This is a genomic window from Streptomyces sp. NPDC086989 (genome assembly GCF_044745505.1).
GTDB lineage: Bacteria > Actinomycetota > Actinomycetes > Streptomycetales > Streptomycetaceae > Streptomyces.
The window spans coordinates 69,022-89,715 of sequence record NZ_JBIVAL010000002.1 but is presented as its reverse complement, the minus strand read 5'-3'; the positions used below and the strand labels follow the sequence as shown (position 1 = coordinate 89,715).

13 protein-coding genes are annotated in these 20,694 nt (G+C 74.3%); 2 read left to right on the top strand and 11 right to left on the bottom strand.

Annotated features, from left to right (window positions below; genetic code table 11):
• Positions 1–34: 34 nt before the first annotated feature.
• Complete coding sequence (locus tag ACIPK4_RS04115; RefSeq protein WP_402309149.1) at positions 35–3,616, bottom strand: ATP-dependent helicase; 3,582 nt, start codon at positions 3,614–3,616, stop codon at positions 35–37.
• A 282-nt stretch (positions 3,617–3,898) separates the two neighbouring features.
• Positions 3,899–4,267 (bottom strand): MGMT family protein, encoded by a 369-nt coding sequence (locus tag ACIPK4_RS04110; protein WP_054223054.1) that lies wholly within the window; start codon positions 4,265–4,267, stop codon positions 3,899–3,901.
• A 98-nt stretch (positions 4,268–4,365) separates the two neighbouring features.
• Here ACIPK4_RS04110 and ACIPK4_RS04105 point away from each other — a divergent pair, with 98 nt between their 5' ends.
• The gene (locus ACIPK4_RS04105; RefSeq protein ID WP_402309147.1) at positions 4,366–7,269 is read left to right on the top strand and encodes a YbhN family protein; all 2,904 of its coding nucleotides are present in this window, start codon (positions 4,366–4,368) and stop codon (positions 7,267–7,269) included.
• Positions 7,270–7,407: 138 nt separating this feature from the next.
• Positions 7,408–9,006: an alpha/beta hydrolase gene (locus ACIPK4_RS04100; RefSeq protein WP_402309145.1), complete on the top strand. Its 1,599-nt coding sequence runs from the start codon at positions 7,408–7,410 to the stop codon at positions 9,004–9,006.
• Positions 9,007–9,082: 76 nt separating this feature from the next.
• On the opposite strand, the gene moeZ is transcribed toward ACIPK4_RS04100, so the two are convergent.
• The 9 genes from moeZ to ACIPK4_RS04055 form a co-directional block, all read right to left on the bottom strand.
• A complete protein-coding gene (gene moeZ / locus ACIPK4_RS04095; RefSeq protein WP_402309143.1) occupies positions 9,083–10,261 on the bottom strand; it encodes an adenylyltransferase/sulfurtransferase MoeZ in 1,179 nt (392 codons plus the stop codon).
• Between the two features lie 63 nt (positions 10,262–10,324).
• The gene (locus tag ACIPK4_RS04090; RefSeq protein ID WP_402309142.1) at positions 10,325–11,074 is read right to left on the bottom strand and encodes a spherulation-specific family 4 protein; all 750 of its coding nucleotides are present in this window, start codon (positions 11,072–11,074) and stop codon (positions 10,325–10,327) included.
• A complete protein-coding gene (locus ACIPK4_RS04085; protein WP_402309140.1) occupies positions 11,062–12,117 on the bottom strand; it encodes an NAD-dependent epimerase/dehydratase family protein in 1,056 nt (351 codons plus the stop codon). The genes ACIPK4_RS04090 and ACIPK4_RS04085 overlap by 13 nt, the downstream gene beginning before the upstream one ends.
• 145 nt (positions 12,118–12,262) lie before the next feature.
• Positions 12,263–13,159 carry a hypothetical protein gene (locus ACIPK4_RS04080; protein WP_402309139.1) on the bottom strand — a complete coding sequence of 299 codons (897 nt, stop codon included), beginning with the start codon at positions 13,157–13,159 and terminating at the stop codon, positions 12,263–12,265.
• Positions 13,156–14,826 carry a DUF3492 domain-containing protein gene (locus ACIPK4_RS04075; RefSeq protein ID WP_402309138.1) on the bottom strand — a complete coding sequence of 557 codons (1,671 nt, stop codon included), beginning with the start codon at positions 14,824–14,826 and terminating at the stop codon, positions 13,156–13,158. The genes ACIPK4_RS04080 and ACIPK4_RS04075 overlap by 4 nt, the downstream gene beginning before the upstream one ends.
• Positions 14,827–15,040: 214 nt before the next feature.
• On the bottom strand, positions 15,041–16,831 hold the full coding sequence (locus ACIPK4_RS04070) for a dipeptide ABC transporter ATP-binding protein (RefSeq protein ID WP_402309137.1): 1,791 nt from the start codon (positions 16,829–16,831) through the stop codon (positions 15,041–15,043).
• Positions 16,828–17,844 (bottom strand): ABC transporter permease, encoded by a 1,017-nt coding sequence (locus tag ACIPK4_RS04065; RefSeq protein ID WP_402309136.1) that lies wholly within the window; start codon positions 17,842–17,844, stop codon positions 16,828–16,830. The genes ACIPK4_RS04070 and ACIPK4_RS04065 overlap by 4 nt, the downstream gene beginning before the upstream one ends.
• Positions 17,841–18,860, bottom strand: a complete 1,020-nt coding sequence (locus ACIPK4_RS04060) for an ABC transporter permease (protein WP_402309135.1) — start codon at positions 18,858–18,860, stop codon at positions 17,841–17,843. The genes ACIPK4_RS04065 and ACIPK4_RS04060 overlap by 4 nt, the downstream gene beginning before the upstream one ends.
• Positions 18,857–20,590: an ABC transporter substrate-binding protein gene (locus ACIPK4_RS04055; protein WP_402309134.1), complete on the bottom strand. Its 1,734-nt coding sequence runs from the start codon at positions 20,588–20,590 to the stop codon at positions 18,857–18,859. Before ACIPK4_RS04055 ends, ACIPK4_RS04060 begins: the two co-directional genes overlap by 4 nt.
• Positions 20,591–20,694: the final 104 nt, after the last annotated feature.

Below are 20,694 nucleotides of genomic sequence, written 5' to 3'. Positions count from 1 at the left end.
GCCGCCGTCTCACCCGCCGGGCGTCACCGGGCGGTCACTCGACGGTCTGGCGGCCCTCCGGGCGGGCGCTGCACGAGCTGCGGAAGGAGCAGTGGTCGCAGTGCCTGCCGGTGGCGGGCGCGAAGCGCTCGTCCAGGACCCGGCCGGCGGCGGTGGCGAGCAGGTCCCCGACCCAGGTGCCGTCGAGGGGCTGCTGCGCCTGGACCTTCGGCACCGCGTCCCCGCCGTCCCGTACGGCGGCGCCCTGGCGCAGGTGCACCAGTTCGGCGCCGCCCGGGTCGGGGCGGACCCCGTCGAAGACCTCGTCGACGGCGCCCTCGCGGACGGCGAGCTGGTACACGGCGAGCTGGGGGTGCCGCGCGACCTCGTCCTTCGTGGGCGCGGCCTTGCCGGTCTTGAAGTCGACGACGTACGCACGCCCCTGGGGGTCCGATTCGACCCTGTCCATGGAACCCCGGATCCGGACGGCGTACTCGCCCGCTTCGAGCGTGACGTCGAACGAGTGCTCCGTGGCCACGGCCACCCGGCCCCCGCGGTCGGTGGTGTGCCAGCGCAGGAAGCGCTCCAGGGCGGCGCGGGCGTTGTCCTTCTCCTGGCGGGACTTCCACGGCGCGTCGAAGGCGAGGGCGTCCCAGACGGAGTCGAGGCGTTCCATCAGGACGGCCAGATCGGCGGGGGTGCGGCCGGAGGCGACCTCGTCGGCGAGGACGTGGACGACGTTGCCGAAGCCCTGGGCGGCGGTGGAGGGGGCGTCGGCCTTGACCTCGCGGCCGAGGAACCACTGGAGGGAACAGGTGTTGGCGAGCTGGTCCAGGGCGCTGCCGGAGAGGGCGACCGGCCGGTCCCGGTCGCGCAGCGGGACGGCCGAGGCGGTGGGCTCGTACAGGCCCCACCAGCGCTGCGGGTGCGCGGCCGGGACCAGCGGGCGGTCGTCCTCGTCGGTCAGCGCGGCCAGGCGGGCGAGCCGGCGCGCGGCGGCCTCGCGGAGCGCGGGTGAGGCGTCGGGGTCGACGGTGGTGGCGCGCAGCTCGGCGACCAGGGCGGGGACGGCGAGGGGGCGGCGCGGCCGGCCGGCGACGTCCTTCGGGGGGACGCCGAGCTCGGTCAGGAAGCGGGAGGGCTGGTCGCCGTCCTCGGCGGGGGCCTTGACGGCGGTGACGACGAGGCGGTCGCGGGCGCGGGTGGCGGCCACGTAGAAGAGGCGGCGCTCCTCGGCGAGGAGGGCGCCGGGGGTGAGGGGCTCGGCGAGGCCGTCGGAGCCGATGCGGTCGGCTTCGAGGAGGGAGCCGCGGCGGCGCAGGTCGGGCCAGAGCCCCTCCTGTACGCCGGCCACGACGACGAGGGACCACTCCAGGCCCTTGGAACGGTGGGCGGTCATGAGGCGGACGGCCTCGGAGCGGGTGGCGCGGGTGGTGAGGGTGTCGGCGGCGATGTCCTCGGCTTCGAGCTGTTCGAGGAAGTTGAGGGCGCCGCGGCCGCCGGTGCGTTCCTCGGCGCGGGCGGCGGTGTCGAAGAGCGCGCAGACGGCGTCGAGGTCGCGGTCGGCGTTGCGGCCGCCGGCGCCGCCGCGGCGGGCCTGCCGCTCCAGTCGGTCGGGCCAGGAGGTTCCGTCCCACAGGGTCCACAGGGCCTCTTCGGCGGTGCCGCCGCCCTGGAGGAGCTCGCGGGCCTTGCGCAGGAGCAGTCCGAGGCGCTGGGCGCCGCGGGCGTACGCGGGGTCGTGCGCGACGAGCCGCTCGGGCTCGGCGAGGGCGCGCGCGAGCAGCACGTCGGAAGGGGCCGGCACCTTGATGCCGGCGGCCCGCTCCTCGTCGCGCAGGGCGCGGCCGAGCCGGCGCAGGTCGGCGGCGTCCATCCCGCCGAGCGGCGAGCCGAGCAACGACAGGGCGGCCTCGACCCCGACCCACCCGGCGTCGACGCCGCCGCCCGCGGAGCCGGTGTCACCCTCCCCGGAACCCTCCGCGGAACCCTCCGTGGAACCCTCTTCCACCGGCGGCCCGGCCTCGGCGGCGCCCGCCGCGTCAGGCGCCAGGCCGTCGGCGGAACCACCACCCCGCCGCTGCCCGGGCAGGCCGGGGGCCTCGCCACCGGGGCCGGCCGGGTCGGCCGCGTCGGCCGGGCTGGCCGGGTCCGCCGCGGGGGCGTGAGCGGGGTCGTGAGCGGGGTCGCGAGCGGGGTCGTCTTCCCCCGCGCCCTCCGCGGCAGGTGCCGGGGCGGCCTGCGCGGTGGCGTTCGCCGAGGCTTCGGGCCCGCCGGGGCCCTCGGCTGCGGGCAGGGGGGTGGCGGCGGTGCGGAGGGCCGTGAGGAGGGGGGCGATCGCCGGTTCGTGGCGCAGGGGGGTGTCGGTGCCGTCGGTTTCCGCCGGGACTCCCGCCGAGATCAGGGCGCGGCGCATCGCCGGGAGGGTGCGGCCGCCGGAGCGGACCAGGACGGCCATGTCCTGCCACGGCACGCCGTCCTCCAGGTGCGCCCGGCGCAGGATGTCGGCGATGTTGTCGAGCTCGGCGCCGGCCGTCGGGTACGTGAACACCTCCACCCGGCCGCCGTCCCGCGTCGGCTCCAGGCCGCGGTGTGCGCGGACCGCCGCCGCGGGCAGGCGCGGGACCGGCATGCGGGAGGTCAGGAGCCGGGTCGCCGCGAGGAGGTTCGCCCCGGAGCGGCGGCCCACCGTCAGCGCGTGCACCGCCGCGCCCGGGAAGGAGGACTCGAAGTCCAGGATGTTGTTGATGTCGGCGCCGCGGAAGGCGTAGATCGACTGGTCCGGGTCGCCGAACGCGACGAGCGTGCCCGCCGGCCCCGCCAGGGCCCGCAGCAGCCGCAGCTGGGAGGCGTCCGTGTCCTGGTACTCGTCCACGTAGATCACGTCGTAGGCCGACGCGAGGGAGGGGGTGCGTTCCGCCAGCAGCACCGCCCGGTGCACGAGCTCGGCGTAGTCCAGCGTGCCCTGCATGTCCAGGACGTCCAGGTACTCGGAGAGGAACGCGGCGGCCGCCTTCCAGTCCGGGCGGCCCAGCCGGGTCGCGAACGCGTCGAGCGCCGTCGGGCCGAGGCCCAGTTCGCGGGCGCGGGCGAGGACGGCGCGGACCTCGTCGGCGAACCCGCGCGTCGTGAGCGCGGCCCGCAGGTCGTCCGGCCAGCGGATGGACCGGATCTGCCGCTGACCCTCCAGCAGGGTGCGGACCATGACGTCCTGCTCCGGCCCGGACAGCAGTCGCAGCGGATCGGCGAACAGGTCGGTGTCCTGGTGGGCGCGGACCAGGCCGTAGCAGAAGGAGTGGAACGTGGTGGCCTGGGGCGCGCGCGCCCCGCCGAGCCGCAGGGCGGCCCGGTCGCGCAGCTCGACCGCCGCCTTGCGGCTGAAGGTGAGGACCAGGATCCGGGCGGGGTCCACCCCGGCTTCGACGCGCGCCGCGGCCGCCTCGACGAGCGTGGTCGTCTTCCCGGTGCCCGGTCCGGCCAGGACGAGGAGCGGGCCGCCGGTGTGATCAACCACCGCCTGCTGCGTTGCGTCCAGAACAGGGGGATCCACCCGCTGCGGCCCGGTGCGCACGAGGCGGTACGCGTCAGGGGTCCGCGTACGCCGCCGCTCGGAGCGGTCGGATGGAGAGGTGATCACGTGGGGTGCCGGTCCTGGTGGGTCTGCGGTTGCTGCGGCCGAAGAGGCAACGCTACGGCAAGCGGCGGGTGGCGCGCAGTTCCCCGAGGTGGGGCCCGGGAGGCCGCCGGGGAGCTCACCGGTCCCCGCAACCGGCTCCGCAACCGGCTCCGGAACCGGCCCCGGAACCGGCTTTGGGGCCGGCCCCGCACCCGGCCTCACCCCGGGCCCCGCGGCCTTCCCCCGTACGGGCCTTCGTACGGGGGTCCGACCGCCCGCCGCGGCCCCGCATGGCCGAAGCTGTCAGATGTGACCCTCGTCCCGTGCGGCGTTCTCCTCCCGGCCGTCCCAGCGCGCCCGCGGCATGTTCAGCCGGGCCTCGCCGTCGGCGGTCAGACGCAGCGGAGTGGCCTCCGCGCGGTAGTGCTCCAGCGCCCGGTGCTCGCTGCCGGGCAGCGGCCGGCCGTCGGCCCGGACCACCCGCCACCAGGGCACGGCTCCCCCGTACAGGGCCATCACCCGCCCGACTTGACGCGGTCCGCCCTCTCCGAGCCACTCGGCGACGTCCCCGTACGTCATCACCCGGCCGGGCGGAATCCGCTCGGCCGCATCCAGCACGCGCTCCGCATACGCGGGCAGCTCTTCGCTCATTGCGCCCATGGTGCCGCACATCACGGACTGGTTCCCGGAAGGTTTCCTTCCGTACCGGCACGCACCCTGATGCCCCGCCCGCACGTCGGTCCGTGCCACCATCTTCCGGGCGGTGACTGGTGATACGTGATCAAGAAGAGACGGAAGTGACGACGAAGGAGCAGGGTGTGAGCCCTCCGGACGGCGCGGCTGAGGACGACGGCACGCGCCCAGACCCGCACCCCGGGCCCGGGAAGCTTCCCGACGAGCCCGGGCACGGGACGGGGGCCGCAGCCGAGCCCACGACCGGGCAGGAGGCCGCAGCCGAGCCCGGAGCCGAGCCCGCGGACGGCGCCGCGGCCGCACCCCGGGCCCGGGCCGCGTCCGCAGGCGAGCCCGGGTCCGGGGACGGGCCCGCGGCCGGGCCCGACGCCGACGGGCCGCACGGGCACACCTCCGCGTGCGCCGACCAGGTCGAGGTCGACGAGCCGCTGCTCGCCGCCCGCGTCCACCGGCCGTCCGACCTCGTACGCCTGCTCGTCGGCGTCCTCGGCATCGCCGTCGTCCTCGGCATCGCCGCCTTCGCCCACCGCACCACCGCCGGCCTCGAAGCCGACATCAGCCAGGGCACCGGCGCCGCGCCCGATCTGCTGATCAAGGTCGCCGGGCTGGTGTCCAGCATCGCCGTGCTGCTCGTCCCCGTCGCCTTCGCCATCGAGCGGCTGATCAAACGGGACGGGCTGCGCATCGCCGACGGCGTGCTCGCCGCCGTCCTCGCCCACGGCGTGACGCTGGCCACCGACCTGTGGGTCTCCCAGGCCGCCTCCGACACCATCCAGGAGGCCCTGACCCGTCCCACCAGCGTCGGCGGCCCCCTCACCGACCCGGTGCACGGCTACCTCGCGCCCGTCATCGCGTACATGACCGCCGTCGGCATGACCCGCAGGCCGCGCTGGCGGGTCGCGCTGTGGGTGGTCCTGCTGCTCGACGCGTTCGCCATGCTGGTCAGCGGGTACACCACCCCGTTCTCGATCATCCTCACCGTGCTGATCGGCTGGAGCGTCGCGTACGGGACCCTGTACGCCGTCGGCTCGCCGAACGTCCGCCCCACCGGGCAGACCCTCCTCGCCGGCCTGCGCCGGGTCGGCTTCAAGCCGGTCAGCGCCATGCGCGCGGAGCTCCCGGCCGGCGCCGACCCCTCGGAGGTCAGCGACCGGGGCCGCCGCTACCACGTCACCCTGGAGGACGGCCCGCCGCTCGACGTCACCGTCGTCGACCGCGAACAGCAGGCCCACGGGTTCTTCTACCGGGTCTGGCGCCGGCTCACCCTGCGCGGCATCACCACGCGGCGCAGTCTCCAGTCGCTGCGCCAGGCCCTGGAGCAGGAGGCGCTGCTCGCTTACGCCGCCATCGCGGCCGGGGCCAACGCGCCGAAGCTGATCGCCACGTCCGAGCTCGGTCCGGACGCCGTGATGCTCGTGTACGAGCACCTGGACGGCCGGCCGCTGGACGCGCTCGCCGACGAGGTGATCACCGACGACCTCACGCGCAGCACGTGGAAGCAGGTACGGGCGCTCCAGTCGCGGCGGATCGCCCACCGGCGGCTCACCGGTGACGCGCTCGTGGTGGATCGTTCCGGCAACGTCGTCCTCACCGACCTGCGCGGCGGCGAGATCGCGGCCGGCGACCTGGTGCTGCGGATGGACATCGCCCAGCTGCTGACCACGCTCGGCCTGCGGGTGGGCGCCGAGCGGGCGGTGGCCTCGGCGGTGTCGGTGCTCGGGCCGGACGCCGTGGCGGACTGCCTGCCGCTGCTCCAGCCGATCGCGCTGAGCCGCTCCACGCGGGCGACGCTGCGCAGACTGGCCCGGGAGCGGGCCGACCGGCAACGGGAGGCCGTGCTGGAGTCCTCGCGGGTGGCGAAGGCGGCGCGCGAGGCGGGAGCCAAATCGGCGGGAGCCAAGTCGGCGGCGTCCACGGCCGCGGAGAAGAAGGCCGAGAAGAAGGCGCTCGACGACGCCCTCGACGGGGCCCGTGAGGAGGATCTGCTGAGCCAGATCCGCCAGCAGGTGCTGCTGATCCGCCCGCAGGCGCCGGTGGAGCCGGCCCGGCTGGAGCGGATCCGGCCCCGCACGCTCGTGTCGTTCATCGCGGGCGCGTTCGGTGCGTACTTCCTGCTCACGCAGCTGGCGCACGTGGACTTCGCGACGATCGTCGGCGAGGCGCAGTGGGGCTGGGTGGGGGCCGCGCTGGCCTTCTCGGCGCTGACGTACTTCGCGGCGGCGATGAGCCTGCTGGGGTTCGTACCCGAGCGGGTGCCGTTCCTGCGGACGGTGGTCGCGCAGGTGGCGGGGTCCTTCGTGAAGCTGGTGGCACCGGCGGCGGTCGGCGGTGTCGCGCTGAACACGCGGTTCCTCCAGCGGGCCGGGATCCGGCCGGGGCTGGCGGTGGCGAGCGTGGGTGCCTCGCAGCTGTTCGGGCTGGCGAGCCACGTCCTGCTGCTGCTGGCCTTCGGCTATCTGACGGGCACCGAGAAGACCCCGGAGATGACCCCGTCCCGGACGGTCATCGCGGGTCTGCTGACGGTCGCCGTGCTGGTGCTGGTGGTGACGGCGGTGCCGTTGCTGCGGAAGTTCGTGGTGACGCGGGTGCGGGCCCTGTTCGCGGGTGTGGTGCCGCGCATGCTGGACGTGCTCCAGCGGCCGCAGAAGCTGATGACGGGCATCGGCGGGATGCTGCTGCTGACGGGCTGCTTCGTGATGTGCCTGGACGCGTCCATCCGGGCGTTCGGCGGCGGCCAGGCCATCAGCTACGCGAGCATCGCGGTGGTCTTCCTGGCGGGCAACGCCCTGGGCTCGGCGGCGCCGACGCCGGGCGGCATCGGCGCCGTGGAGACGACGCTGACGCTGGGCCTGATCGCGGCCGGCCTGGAGAAGGAGGTCGCCATCTCGGCGGTCCTCCTGTTCCGCCTGATGACGTTCTGGCTGCCGGTCCTGCCGGGGTGGCTGTCGTTCAACTACCTGACCCGGAAAGAGGCCATCTAGTGCTGTGACCGGCCGCCGGATCCACCCGCTCGCGGGCGGGAGGACGAGCCCCTTTCCGCCCGCGCCGGTTCCGGCGCCCCGGGCCCCGAATGGGTCAGCGCGGGGGCGGGGGGTGCGGGGGCCGCGCAGGATGGGGGCATGGGTCGAAACGTCGTGCGGGGTGCCGTTGCCGTTGTCGTCGCCGTCGGGCTCGCCGGGGTCGGCGGGTGTGCCGACAGCGGCGAAGGGAAGCCCGAGGCCGGGGGGACCCCGGGGGCCGCGCCGTTGAAGTGGGGGGCGTGCGAGGCCCCCGATGTCGCCGAGGGCGGGGGGCAGGCGCCGCCCAAGGACTGGGAGTGCGCCACCCTCCACGTGCCCCTCGACTACGCCAAGCCCGAAGGAGAAACGATTCCGCTCGCGCTGATCCGGGCCAAGGCCCGGGACAAGAGCAAGCGGCTCGGGTCGCTCGTGTTCAACTTCGGCGGCCCCGGGGGCTCCGGGATCAGTACGCTGCCCGGCGCCGCCAAGGAGTACGAGGCCCTGCGGGAGCGGTACGACCTCGTCAGCTTCGACCCGCGCGGCGTCGGCCGCAGCGCCCCCGTCCGGTGCGAGGACGACAAACAGCTCGACGCCTACTACGCCCAGGACTCCTCGCCGGACACGCCGCAGCAGGAGAAGACCTATCTCGACAACCTGGCGAAGTACCAGAGGGCCTGCAAGGACAACTCCGGGCACCTGCTGCCGTACGTCGGCACCGAGAACGCCGCCCGCGACCTCGACCGGATCCGGCAGGCCCTCGGCGACGAGAAGCTGAACTACTTCGGGATCTCCTACGGCACCGAGCTCGGCGGGGTGTACGCCCACCTCTTCCCGAAGAAGGTCGGCCGGGCCGTCTTCGACGCGGTCGTCGATCCCACGAAGACCTCGGAGCAGGGCTCCCTCGGCCAGGCGAAGGGGTTCCAGCTGGCCCTCGGCAACTTCGCGCAGGACTGTGTGAACCGCGGCGACGAATGCCGGCTCCAGGGCAGCACCGCCCAGGAGATCGAGGACAACATCATCAAGCTCCAGAAGAGCCTGGCGGCCAAGCCCATCCCCGGCCTCGGCAACCGGATGCTGACCGCGACCGCCGCCACGAACGGCATCGCCCAGGCCCTGTACTCCAAGGAGCTGTGGCCGCTGCTGGAACAGGGGCTCGACGAGGCCGACGGCGGCGAGGGGCAGCTGCTGATGGCGTTGTCCGACTCACTCAACGGCCGTGACCAGCAGGGGCGTTACAGCAACCTCGGCGCCGCCAACACGGCGATCAACTGCGCCGACTCCAAGGACCGGTACACGCTGGCGCAGACGAAGGCGAAACTGCCCGCCTTCCGCGCCGCCTCCCCCGTCTTCGGCGACTTCCTCGGCTGGGCTCTGATGAGCTGTACCGACTGGCCGGTCGCGGGCACCTGGGAGACCCCCGACGTCTCCGCCCCCGGCGCCGCGCCGATCATGGTGATCGGCAACACCGGCGACCCGGCCACCCCGTACGAGGGCGCCCGCAACATGGTGGAGCGGCTCGGCCCCGGCGTCGGCGTGGAGCTCACGTACAAGGGCGAGGGGCACGGCGCGTACAACAGCGGCGACAAGTGCGTGCAGAGCGCGGTGAACGGCTACCTGCTGGACGGGAAGGTGCCGGCCGCCGGGGCCGTCTGCACCCCGTCCGGGGAACCCACGGGCACGGCGGCACCGGTCACCCCGCAGGAGCCCGCCGGCGCCTGACGCGTGAGCGCACGCCCGAGGGGGCGTACCGCGCCCGTGCGCGCTACGCCCCCTCGGGCGCTGTGACCGGTGGCGACTAGTAGACCGGCTTCTCGGGCTCGATCTGGTGGACCCAGCCGATGACGCCGCCGCCCACGTGCACCGCGTCGGAGAAGCCGGCGGACTTCAGGACCGCGAGGACTTCCGCACTGCGGACACCCGTCTTGCAGTGCAAGACGATGCGCTTGTCCTGCGGGAGGTCCTGGAGGGCGGAGCCCATCAGGAACTCGCCCTTGGGGATCAGCTTCGCGCCGGGGATCGAGACGATCTCGTACTCGTTGATCTCACGGACGTCGATGATCTCGATCGCCTCGTCGTTGTCGATCCACTCCTTGAGCTGCTTCGGAGTGATGGTGGAGCCGACGGCCGCCTCCTGGGCCTCCTCCGACACGACGCCGCAGAAGGCCTCGTAGTCGATGAGCTCCTTGACGGTCGCGTTCGGACCGCAGACCGCGCAGTCGGGGTCCTTGCGGACCTTGACCTGCCGGTACTGCATCTCCAGGGCGTCGTAGATCATCAGACGGCCGACCAGCGGCTCACCGACGCCCGTGAGGACCTTGATGGCCTCGGTGACCTGGATGGACCCGATGGACGCGCAGAGCACGCCCAGCACGCCGCCCTCGGCGCAGCTCGGGACCATGCCCGGCGGCGGGGGCTCCGGGTACAGGCAGCGGTAGCACGGCCCGTGCTCGGACCAGAAGACGGAGGCCTGGCCGTCGAAGCGGTAGATCGAGCCCCACACGTACGGCTTGTTCAGCAGCACGCAGGCGTCGTTGACGAGGTAACGCGTCGCGAAGTTGTCCGTGCCGTCGACGATGAGGTCGTACTGGCTGAAGATCTCCATCACGTTCTCGGCCTCGAGCCGCTCTTCGTGAAGGACCACGTTCACGTACGGGTTGATGCCCAGCACGCTGTCGCGGGCGGACTCGGCCTTGGAGCGGCCGATGTCCGACTGGCTGTGGATGATCTGGCGCTGGAGGTTCGACTCGTCGACCTCGTCGAACTCCACGATGCCCAGCGTGCCGACGCCGGCCGCGGCCAGGTACATGAGGGCGGGCGAGCCGAGTCCGCCCGCGCCGACGGCCAGCACCTTGGCGTTCTTCAGGCGCTTCTGGCCGTCCATCCCGACATCCGGGATGATCAGGTGGCGGGAGTACCGACGGACCTCGTCAACGGTGAGCTCAGCAGCTGGCTCGACCAGGGGTGGCAGCGACACGGGGACTCCGTAGATGGGAAAGTCTGAACGGTGGTTCTCCCCGTAACACTGCCACGCCCTTCTTCATTCCGAGACACCCGGTCCGATCCGCGAGACGATTTCATCCCAGTAAGCGGGCATCGACGCCCAGGGGTCGCAGCCCCCGCCGTTGCCCCGGTCGGTGAACCAGATCGTGCCGGCGCCCTGCCACCGGGCGATCCGGACGGCCTCCTCCAGATGGGTCCGCGGCACCCCGTGCACCAGGTGGCAGAAGCGCTCGGGCGGGTGGTCGGCGGTCCACTCCGCCACCTGCGACCAGCGGTAGTCGGCCCATGCCCCGGAGAAGGTGACCAGTTGGTCGGCGGCCTCCGCGTAGCCCTCGTACGGGTGGGTGCCGTGTCCCAGCACGATGCGCAGCCCGTCGCCGAGGCCGCGCAGGGTGTCGGCGACGCGGCGCACCGCGGCCAGTTCGGTCCGGTCCGCCGGGGCGTCGGCCAGGTAGAAGCCGCCCACCCGGTACCAGTCCAGGTACCGGTGGGCGTCGGAGACCAGCTCACCGAACGACCGCGTTCCGTCTCGCACCGCGAGATGTCCGAGTACGGTCCCGCCGGCTTCGCGGAGCCTGCCCGCGGCCTCCGTGCAGTGCGGGTCGGGACGGCCGCCCGGGCCGTCCGTGACGTTGAGCACGGTCCAGTGCAGCGGGGTACCGGGCCGGGTCAGCTCGGCCCATTCGACGGGGGCGAGCAGGGGGTGGGCGTAGCCGGGGACGCCGAGGCCGAGGCGGCCCGCCCCGGTCGCGGCGGCCGTCGTCGCCGCCGTCGTCAGATGCGGCACGCCGCCTCCATCCAGATGTCCGCGAGGGACTCCTCCAGGTTGATCCGGGGCCGCCAGCCGAGCCGGTCCCGGGCCGTGCGCACGTCGGCCTGCTGCCAGGCACCGCAGCCGTCGGGGTACGGGTACGCGGGCGTGACGGCCGCGGCGGCGAGCTGTTCGGCGGTGGCCTCGGAGCGCGGGGAGCCGATGGCGGCGAGTCCCTGCGGGCGGCCCTGGTGGCCGAGCGCGTGACCGTGCCCGGCACCGTGGCCCGGGCCGTGGCCCTGCCCGTGCGGCCCGTGCTGGCCGGGTACGTCGAGTTCGTGGAGGGCGCCGCCGTACCCGGCGACCCGGGCCAGTACGGCCGCGGCGTCGCGCAGCCGGACGGCGCGCCCGGTGCCGATGTTGACGACGCCCTGGGCGGCGGAGAGCGAGGCGGCGTGCACGGCCCGCGCCACGTCCCGTACGTCCACGAAGTCGCGCTGGACGCCGAGCCCGCTGAGCTTGAGCTCGCCGTCCCCGTTCTGCATCGCGCGGCGCATGGCCTCGGCGAGCCGGCCCAGCGGGGAACCGGCGGGGGTGCCGGGCCCGACGGGCGAGAAGATCCGCAGGACGACGGCGTCGAGCCCGGACCCGAGCACCAGCTCGGTGGCGGCGAGCTTGCTGACGCCGTACGGCCCGCCCGGTCTCGGGACGGCGTCCTCGGCCGTGGACGATCCGGGCTGGCTGGGCCCGTACTCGGCGGCGCAGCCGAGCTGGACGAGGCGGGCCCCGCAGCCGCTGCGGCGCAGGGACTCGCAGATGGTGGCCACGGCGACGGTGTTGTGCCGGGTCAGCTCCCGCGCCCCGCCGCGGGTGGCGCCGGCGCAGTTGATGACGACGCCCGGGTGGACGGCGTCGAGGAACCGGGTGAGGGCGCCGGGGCTGCCCGTGGCGAGGTCGAAGCGGACGTCCGCGTCGTCGCCGCGGCCGAGCGCGGTGAGCTGGACGGCGGGGTCGGCGAGCAGCCGGTCGGCGACGTAGCGGCCGAGGTATCCGTTGGCTCCGATCAGCAGCACCCTCATCGCGCGGCCCCTTGGTTGGTTGGCTGGCCGGTCATCCTGTGTCTCCTTGGTCGATGGGCGGGGGTCGGGGGAGGTCGGGGATAGGGGGTGGGGGGTGCGGCGCTCCGCTACGGCGCTCCGGCGGCGGAAGGGTTCGGGGGCCGGCTCAGGGCCGTGCGTGCGCGGACGCGCGGGACAGCACGAGGGCGGCGTGCACGAGGAGCCCCGCCGCTGCGACCGCCACCGCCGGCGGGGTCGGGACCAGGGCGAGTGCCAGGGCTGCGGCGACGGGCCCGCGCGGGGCGCCGTGCGTGAGCAGCAGGCGGGTCAGGAACAGCAGCAGGGCGAGCGGTACGGCGACGGCGTACGGGGTGCCGGCGAGTGCGGCCGCCCCCGCGGCGGCCGCGGTGAAGGCCAGGGTGGCCGCGATCAGCAGCGGCCGGGCCCGGTCGGCGAAGTCCTCCAGGACGCGGCTCCCGGCGAGACGGCTGCGGGCGCGGGCGGCGTACGCGGCGCCGGCGAGGTGCCCGGGGGCTGCGGCCAGTGCGAGGGCGACGCCGAGGGGGGTGCCGTGGCGGTGCACGGCCCAGCCGACGGCGGCCGCGGCGAGCAGGAGCACGGCGTGGGGGAACCGTCCGGCGGCGGCCCGCCCCGGCCTGGCGGGCCACACCAGGGCGGCGACGGTGACGGCCACGGCGAGGGGCCCGGCGTACGGCACCCCGGCGGCGGCGGCCCCGAGCGCGAGGACCCCGGGGAGCAGGGCGTACCCGAAGCCGCGTAACGCCCGGGCATCGGACGGCCGGGCGGTGGACGGCGCGGCCGGCTCGTCCCCGCGCGGGGTGCGGGCGTAGAGCTCCTCGGCGAGGGAGAACACGTCCCGGTGCCGGAAGCGCGCGGCGGTGCGGTCGGTGATGCCCTGCACCTCCAGCCCGGCGGCGATCTCCAGCGGGTCCACGGCCCGCTCGCACAGGGCGCGGTGGCGGTGCAGCAGCGTTTTGACGGGATCCCCGGCGGCCCGGCGGCGGGGGGCCGCGGCGACGGGGGCGGCTTCGTCCAGGGTCATACCGGCGCCTCCGTGGTGGTGGTCGTGTTCGGGGTCTGCGCGGGAGCGCCCGGACCGTTCGCGGGAACAGGGGCGGCGGCCGCCCAGGTGGGACTCGTCCAGTGGCCCGGGACCCGGGCCTCGGGGGGCTGTTCGAAGGGGACGCCGCCGTCGGGCCGGGCCGGTCCGCGGGCCAGCAGCTGGAGGTAGATCTCCCGGAAGGCGGCCACGTTCTGCTCGACGGTGAACAGCTCCAGGGCCCGGGCCCGGGCGGCGGCACCGAGCCGGTGGGCCCGCTCGGGGTCCCGCAGCAGCGACAGGCAGGCGTCGGCCAGGGCCCGCGGGTTGCGCGGCGGGACGACGAGGCCGGTACCGCCGATGACCTCGCAGACGGCGCCGGCGTCGGTGGACACGGTGGCCCGGCCGCAGAGCATGGCTTCGGCGAGGGTGATCGGGAAGCCCTCGATCACCGAGGACAGCACGACGACCCGTCCGCAGCCGTAGGCCTCTGCCGGCGAGGCTGCGTCGGGGCCGCCGATCTCCTCGAAGGTGACGGGATTCTCCCCGGCGGTGACGGCGTCGGCGGCCTCGTCGGGGAAGAGCTGTGCGGCGAGCGAGCGGCAGTCGGCGAGGTAGCGGGGGACCACGGCGGTCGCGAAGATCCGCAGCCGGGTCTCCGGAGCGGCCCTGCGCACTTCGGCGAAGGCGTGCAGCAGCGCGATCAGGTCCTTGGCGGGCTCTATCCGGCCGACCCAGACCAGGGTGCCGGGGTCGCCTCGGTCCGGGTCCTCGCCGACGGTGGCGAATCGGTCCGCCTCCATCCCCGGGTACACCGTGCGCAGCCGGTCGCGGGTGGCGCCGCAGCGCTCCTGCCAGCGCCGGGCGTGCGCGTTGCCCGGGGTGAGGAGGTCGGCCCGGGCATAGATCTCGGTGGCCAGGCGCATGTGGAAAGCGGCGAGCAGGGCCCGCACCGCGGGTCTGGGGGCGCCGCCCGGGGCGCCGCCGGGACCGGAGTGCGCGTCCGGCGAGTGTTCCAGGTAGTGGGCCCGCAGCTGGACCCCGTACTCGGTGACCAGCAACGGAACCCCGAAGAAGCGTTTGGCCAGCAGGCCGGGGAGCGCGGCCACACCGCCCGCGGCCGCGTGGCAGACATCGACCTCGCTCAGGTCCTCGTACCAGTCGAGGGACAGCGGCCGCAGCAGCCGTTCCAGTTCGTCGACGAAGTCCAGCAGGTCGGCCACCTGCGCACGCTGTACGGAGCGCAACGCGCCGGGTGCCCGGCAGGCGGACTCGACGGCCCGGACCGCGGTCTCGGAGCGCAGGGCCGCGTACAGCCCGCCCTGTTCCCGGGCGAGTTCGGCCAGTCCGTACAGTCCGGCGGCGAAGGGCTCGGACTCGCCCGCGCAGATCCCCCGGACCAGTTCCTTGAAGCAGTCGGCGAAGCGGCGGCGCTCACGCCGGGAGTACGTGTGCCCGTCGTCCGCCGGGGCCCAGAGCGGTGCGGTCCAGACCCGGGTGACGTGCTCGGGCAGGACGACCCGGCCGCGCTCCTCCTGCTCGGCGCTGCGGCTCAGCGCGTAGAGCTCGAACTCGTGCTGCGGCAGTCCGCGGACGAGCCGGTCGCACCAGAGCCTCGCTTCTCCCGTCGCATACGGATAACCACCTTCCGTGAGCAGTCCGATCCGCACGAGTGGCACCCCCGATCTCCCGTTCAGGCGGCCGCCGTCGGTCCGGTGACCCGCCGCGGGAAACTCAAGCGGATATGCCGGTGACGCGACGGACGGTTGTCCGTCGCGCCACCGGAAGGGGTGAAGAGTCGTAACTTTCGCCCACGGCCCGCGTTCGAGCGCGCTAGAAAGGGCCTGCGGCCCTCGTACCTCTCGGGCCTCCCCGCACCTCTCGTCAAGACGCCGCCTGGGCGAGGACCTCCTGTCGCGAGGTGCGGCGCGCGGCGGCGAGCTCCGGGTCCAGGGCCGGTACCGCGGCCAGCAGCCGCCGGGTGTAGGCGTGCCGGGGCCGGTCGTACACCTGGTCCACCGGGCCCTCCTCGACCACCAGGCCGCCCCGCATGACGGCGACCCGGTCGCTGACCTGCCGCACGACGGCGAGGTCGTGCGCGATGAAGACCAGCGCGATACCGAGCTCCCTCTGGAGCTCGGCCAGCAGCGCCGTGACCTGGGCCTGGGTGGTCACGTCGAGCGCGGAGACGGGCTCGTCGCAGACGATCAGGCGGGGCCGGGGCGCCAGGGCCCGGGCGATGCCGACGCGCTGGCGCTGGCCGCCGCTGAACTCGTGCGGGTAGCGGTCGTAGTGCCCGGCCTCCAGCCCGACGCGGACCAGGAGTTCCCCGACCCGGGCCCGGATCGCGGCCTCGTCGCGCTCCCCCGCCGCGCGCAGCGGGTCGGCGACGGACTCGCCGATGGAACGGCGCGGGTTGAGGGAGGACACCGGGTCCTGGAAGACCATCTGGACCCCGGGGACGATGCCCCCGGTGCGCCGCCCGTCGTGCCGGACGTGCCCGGAGCCGGGCTCCAGCAGGCCGACGAGCATCCGCCCGAGGGTGCTCTTGCCGCTGCCGCTCTCCCCGACGATCCCCAGCGTCTCGCCCGCGTGCACGGCGAGCGAGACCCCGCCGACGGCGGCCACCCGTCGCTTGCCCCGCCCGAACTCCCGGCGCAGCGCGACCGCTTCGACGACGGGCACGGCCGCGTCGCCGCCGCCGTCGGCACCGGCACCGGCCGTCGGGTCCGCCGGCCCGGGAACCGGGGCCGCGACCTTCCGCGGGACCGGCGCGGTGCCGGACCCGTCCGCCCCCGCCGGCACCGGGTCCGGGGCCGGCGCCCGGGTTCCCGCCGGATCCGGGCCGGCCGGCCCGGATCGCCGCGGGACCGGCGGACCGTCCAGCCGGGGCACGGCAGCCAGCAGGGCCTTGGTGTACGCGTGGGACGGGGCGGTCAGGACCCGCTCCACCGGGCCGCGTTCCACGGCGGAGCCCTCCCGCATGACGAGGAGCTCGTCCACGCTCTCCGCCGCGACGCCGACGTCGTGCGTGACCAGCAGCAGCCCGAGTCCGCGTTCCTCCCGCAGGCCGTGCAGCAGGTCGAGGATCTGGGCCTGCACGGTGACGTCCAGGGCGGTGGTCGGCTCGTCGGCGATCAGCAGCCGCGGTTCGCAGGCCAGCGCCATGGCGATCAGCACCCGCTGCCGCATGCCGCCGCTGAACTCGTGCGGCCGCGCCCGGGCGCGGCGCACCGCGTCGGGGATGCCCACCCGGTCCAGCACCTCGGCCGCCCGTGCCCGGGCGGCGCGCCGCGGGACGTCCGCGTGGACCCGGTACACCTCGGCGATCTGGTCGCCGACGGCATGGTAGGGGTCCAGGGCGCTGAGCGGGTCCTGGAAGACCATGGCGGCGGTGGCTCCGCGCAGTGCGCGCAGCTGCGCCGCCGAGGCTCCGGCCACGTCGGTGCCGCCGACCCGGACGGAGCCGGCGAGCCGCGCGCCGGTCCCGCGGTGCAGCCCCAGCAGGGCCGCGGCGACGGTGGACTTGCCGCTTCCGGACTCGCCGACGATGCCCAGCGCGCCGCCCGGTTCCAGGGTGAAGGAGACCTGGTCGACGGCCCGTACGTACGTCCCGGACCCTCCGACGGGGAAGTCGACCGCGAGATCGGTGACCTCCACCAGCGGTTCGCTCATGCCAGGGCCACCCTTCGGTCCGCGAGGGCGTACAGCAGGTCGGCCACGGCGCCCGCGACGACCACGGCCGCGCCGATGACCAGGACGACGCCGACGACCACCGGCAGGTCCACGACCCGCACGCCGTCGATCAGGGTCTTGCCGAGCCCGGGTATCCCGAACAGCGACTCGGTGAGCACCGCGCCTCCGATCATCGTGCCGAAGTCCACGGCGCTGAGTGCGATCACCGGGGCGACCGCTCCGCGGACGGCGTGCCGGGTGATGATGGCCCGCTCCCCCACCCCGTAGGCGCGGAAGGTGCGGATGTGGTCCTCGGCGAGCGTTTCCAGGGTGGAACTGCGGGTGAGCCTGGCGTACTTGGCGCTCTCGAAGACGCCGAGCGTGATCCACGGCAGCAGCAGGTTCCAGGCCCACTGTTCGGGGTCCTCGCCCAGTGGCACGTAGGTCGGGAACGGCAGCCATTGCAGGTACGCGCACACCGCCATGAGCAGCAGCAGTCCCAGGACGAACACGGGGGTCCCGGTCGCGCCCAGCGTCAGCACGGTCAGGGCCCGCTCCGTGATGCCGCCGCGGCGAAGCGCGGACAGCAGTCCGGTGCCGACGCCGACGACGAGCCAGATCACCAGGGCGCCAAGGGCCAGCGACAGGGTGGCCGGCAGCCGGTCCAGCAGCAGTTCGGTGACCTGCCGGTCGTTCTGGTACGAGAATCCGAGGCAGGGCGCGTCGCAGTGCAGCACGAGCCCCGCGCCGCCGGAGTAGTCGCGGCCGGTGAACAGCCCCTGGAGGAAGTGCAGGTACTGGACGGTCACGGGGGCGTCCAGTCCGAGCTGCTCGCGCACCTGGGCGACCTGGACCGGGTTGCAGCGTTCCCCGCAGGCGAGGCGGGCGGGGTCGCCGGGGGCGACGTAGAAGAGGACGTAGACGGTGACGGACAGGGCGAGCAGCACGAGGAGTGCGCCGCCGGCCCGGCCCAGCGCTGGGGGCACCCTCAGCGGTAGCTGGGGGAGGGTCATCGCGTGGGCTCCTTTCCGGTGCCGATCCGCAGGCGGGAGCCTTCGCGCGGGTCGAGGGCCGTGCGGACCGCGTCGCCGAGCACGGTGAAGGCGAGCACGGTGACGAAGAGCAGTCCGGCGGGCAGCAGGACGTAGGCGGGGTCGGCGCGGAACCAGGTCTGGGCGCCGGACAGCATCTGCCCCCATGACGGGGTGGGCGGTTTCACGCCGACGCCGAGGAAGGACAGCGAGGCCTCGGCGACGATGTCGGCGGGGACCAGGATCGCGGAGTAGGTGATGAGGGGCGCCGCGAGTGCGGGCAGCAGTTCCCGGCGGGCGATCCGCAGGGTGCCGTTCCCGGAGAGCCGGGCGGCGGCCACGAAGTCCAGTTCGCGCAGGGCCAGGGTCTGGGCCCGGACCATCCGGGCCGTCGACCCCCAGCCCAGCAGGCCGATGACCAGGATCAGCAGCAGCGGGCGCGGGAAGTCGGCCGGTACGACGGCGGTGAGCGCGATGGCGAACACCAGCGCCGGCAGGGCGATCATCACGTCGGTGAGCCGGCCGACCAGCTGTCCGACGAGGCGGTTGCCGAGGGCTGCGGCCAGTCCGGCGGCGATCCCGAGGAGGATCTGCACGGCGGTGGCGCCGAGGGCGACGAGCAGGGAGATCCGGGCCCCGTACAGCAGCCGGACGAACAGGTCCCGGCCGGTACCGGGTTCGACGCCGAGCCAGTGGTCGGCGGAGATCCCGCCGAAGGAGCCGAGCGGGACGCCGCCGCGGGCCGATTCCACGAGGTCGTCGTGGTACGCGTTCGGGTCCTGCCCGGCGAGGTGGGCGAGGAGGGGTGCGGCGAGGGCGAGGAGGACGAGGAGGACGAGGACGGCGGCGGCCGCCAGGGCGGAGGGCCGTCGCCGCAGCCGCCGCCAGGCCTGGCGCGCGGCGCCCGCGTCCGCACCCGGGGTGAGCCCCCCGGTTGCGGACGCGGGCGCGGGCGCGGTCGGCGCCGCCGGCGCCGCCCGGTCCACGAATGCGCTCACTTGACGGAGACCTGCGAGATGTCGAGGACGCCGGTCCAGTCGCTGATCACGACGTTCTTGACGTCCTTGCCGACCAGTCGCTTGTAGACGGGGTGGAAGAGCGGCACGTCGAGGGCCTGCTCGCCGATCTTCTTGTCGAGCGCGCCCCAGCGCTTGCCGGCCTCGGTGAGGTCGGTCAGCTTGGCGATCTCGTCGATCTCCGCGTTGACGGCCGGGTCGTTCAGCTGGGCGTGGTTGTAGTTGGTGCCGTTGGTGACGATCTGCCGGCCGTCGAAGATGGGGGCGAGGAAGGGGCCGCCGGAGGGCCAGTCGGCGCCCCAGCGGGAGAGGAAGAACCCGGGCGTGTTCTTGGCGTCCCAGCGCTTCTCGTTGAACGCGTTGTTCTCCAGGCCCTCCAGCTTGACGGTGATGCCGGCGGCGGCGAGCGCCTGCTGGACGGCGGTCGCGACCTCGGGGCTGGTCTGCCGGTTCTGCGCGGTGGAGTGGGTCAGGGTGATGCTGAGCCCGTCCGGGAAGCCGGCTTCCTTCAGCAGTTCCCTGGCCTTGGCCGGGTCGCCCGCCTTGCCCGCGGGGAAGTGGTCGTAGGCGGTGAAGCCGAAGGCCTTCTGCTCGGGCAGGAAGGTGGTGGCGGGCTCGGCGAGGGCGGAGCCGCCGGCCGCGTTGACCACGCTGGTGCGGTTGATCGCGTACGAGATGGCCTGGCGCACCTTCGGGTTGTCGAAGGGGGCCACCTTCGGGTTGAAGGCGAGGTAGTTGGTGTAGCCGAAGTGCCCGGTGCCGACCCGTGCCGCGAGCTCCCTGTTGTCGCCGATCTGCGCGAGCTCTGCCGGACCGAGGTTGGTGTCGGTGGTGACGGCGGCGGCGTCGGGGCCGGAGCTGGTGGTCAGGCGCTGGTTGATGACGGCGGCGTCGAGGCCGGAGCGGACGTCGATCTTGTCCGGATAGGCCTTGCGCTCCTCGTCGGTCTTGGGGTCCCAGTGCTCGTTGCGTTCGAGGGTGAGGTGCTCGCCGTCGTTCTCGTTCTTGACGACCTTGTACGGGCCCGAGGAGACGGGGTGCTCCTCGTACTTGACGCCGGTGTCCTTGGCCTTGGGGACGGGTGCGAACTGCGTCTGGGTGGCGACGAAGGGGAACTCACCCTCCGGCTTGCGCAGTTTGAAGGTGATCGTCTTCGCGTCGGGCACGACGATGGAGTCGAGGCCCTTTCCGCCGTCCTTGTACGGGCCCTCGTAGTTCTCCCCGCCGATGAGCCAGTCGCGCAGGTACGGGGCTCCGCCGGACAGCTCGGCGGCGAACGACCGCTCGATGCCGTACTTGATGTCGGCGGTGGTGATCGGGCTGCCGTCCTCGTACGTCAGCCCGTCCTTGAGGGTGTACGTCCACTCGGTGGCGTCGGCGTTGGGCTTTCCGGTGTCGGTGGCCAGGTCGGGCACGACCTTGGTGCCGGCGGCGCCGTTCTCGCGGTTGCGGGTGGTGAGGGTGCGGAAGACCAGCGAGGGGATGTTGCCGCCGCCGGAGGTGTAGAGGCGGGCCGGGTCGAAGTCGTTCTGCGGCTCGGAGTTGAGGACGGTCAGGGTGCCGCCCTGCTGCGGGGCGCCGCCGGTGGCGCCGGGCCGGCCGCCGGCCTGGTCCGCCGCGTCCTTGGGCCCGCACGCCGCGGCGCCCCCGGCCAGGACGATGCTGACGGCGGCCGCGGCCACGCGGCGCGATATCTGGGACTGACGGAGCATGGGAAAAGGGACCTCTCGGCGTGAAGTTTCGGGCGTTTGCACCGAACGACGGGAAAAAGGCCACGCGAGGGGCAGCGGTCAGCAGTCAGGAACCGGCTGCATGC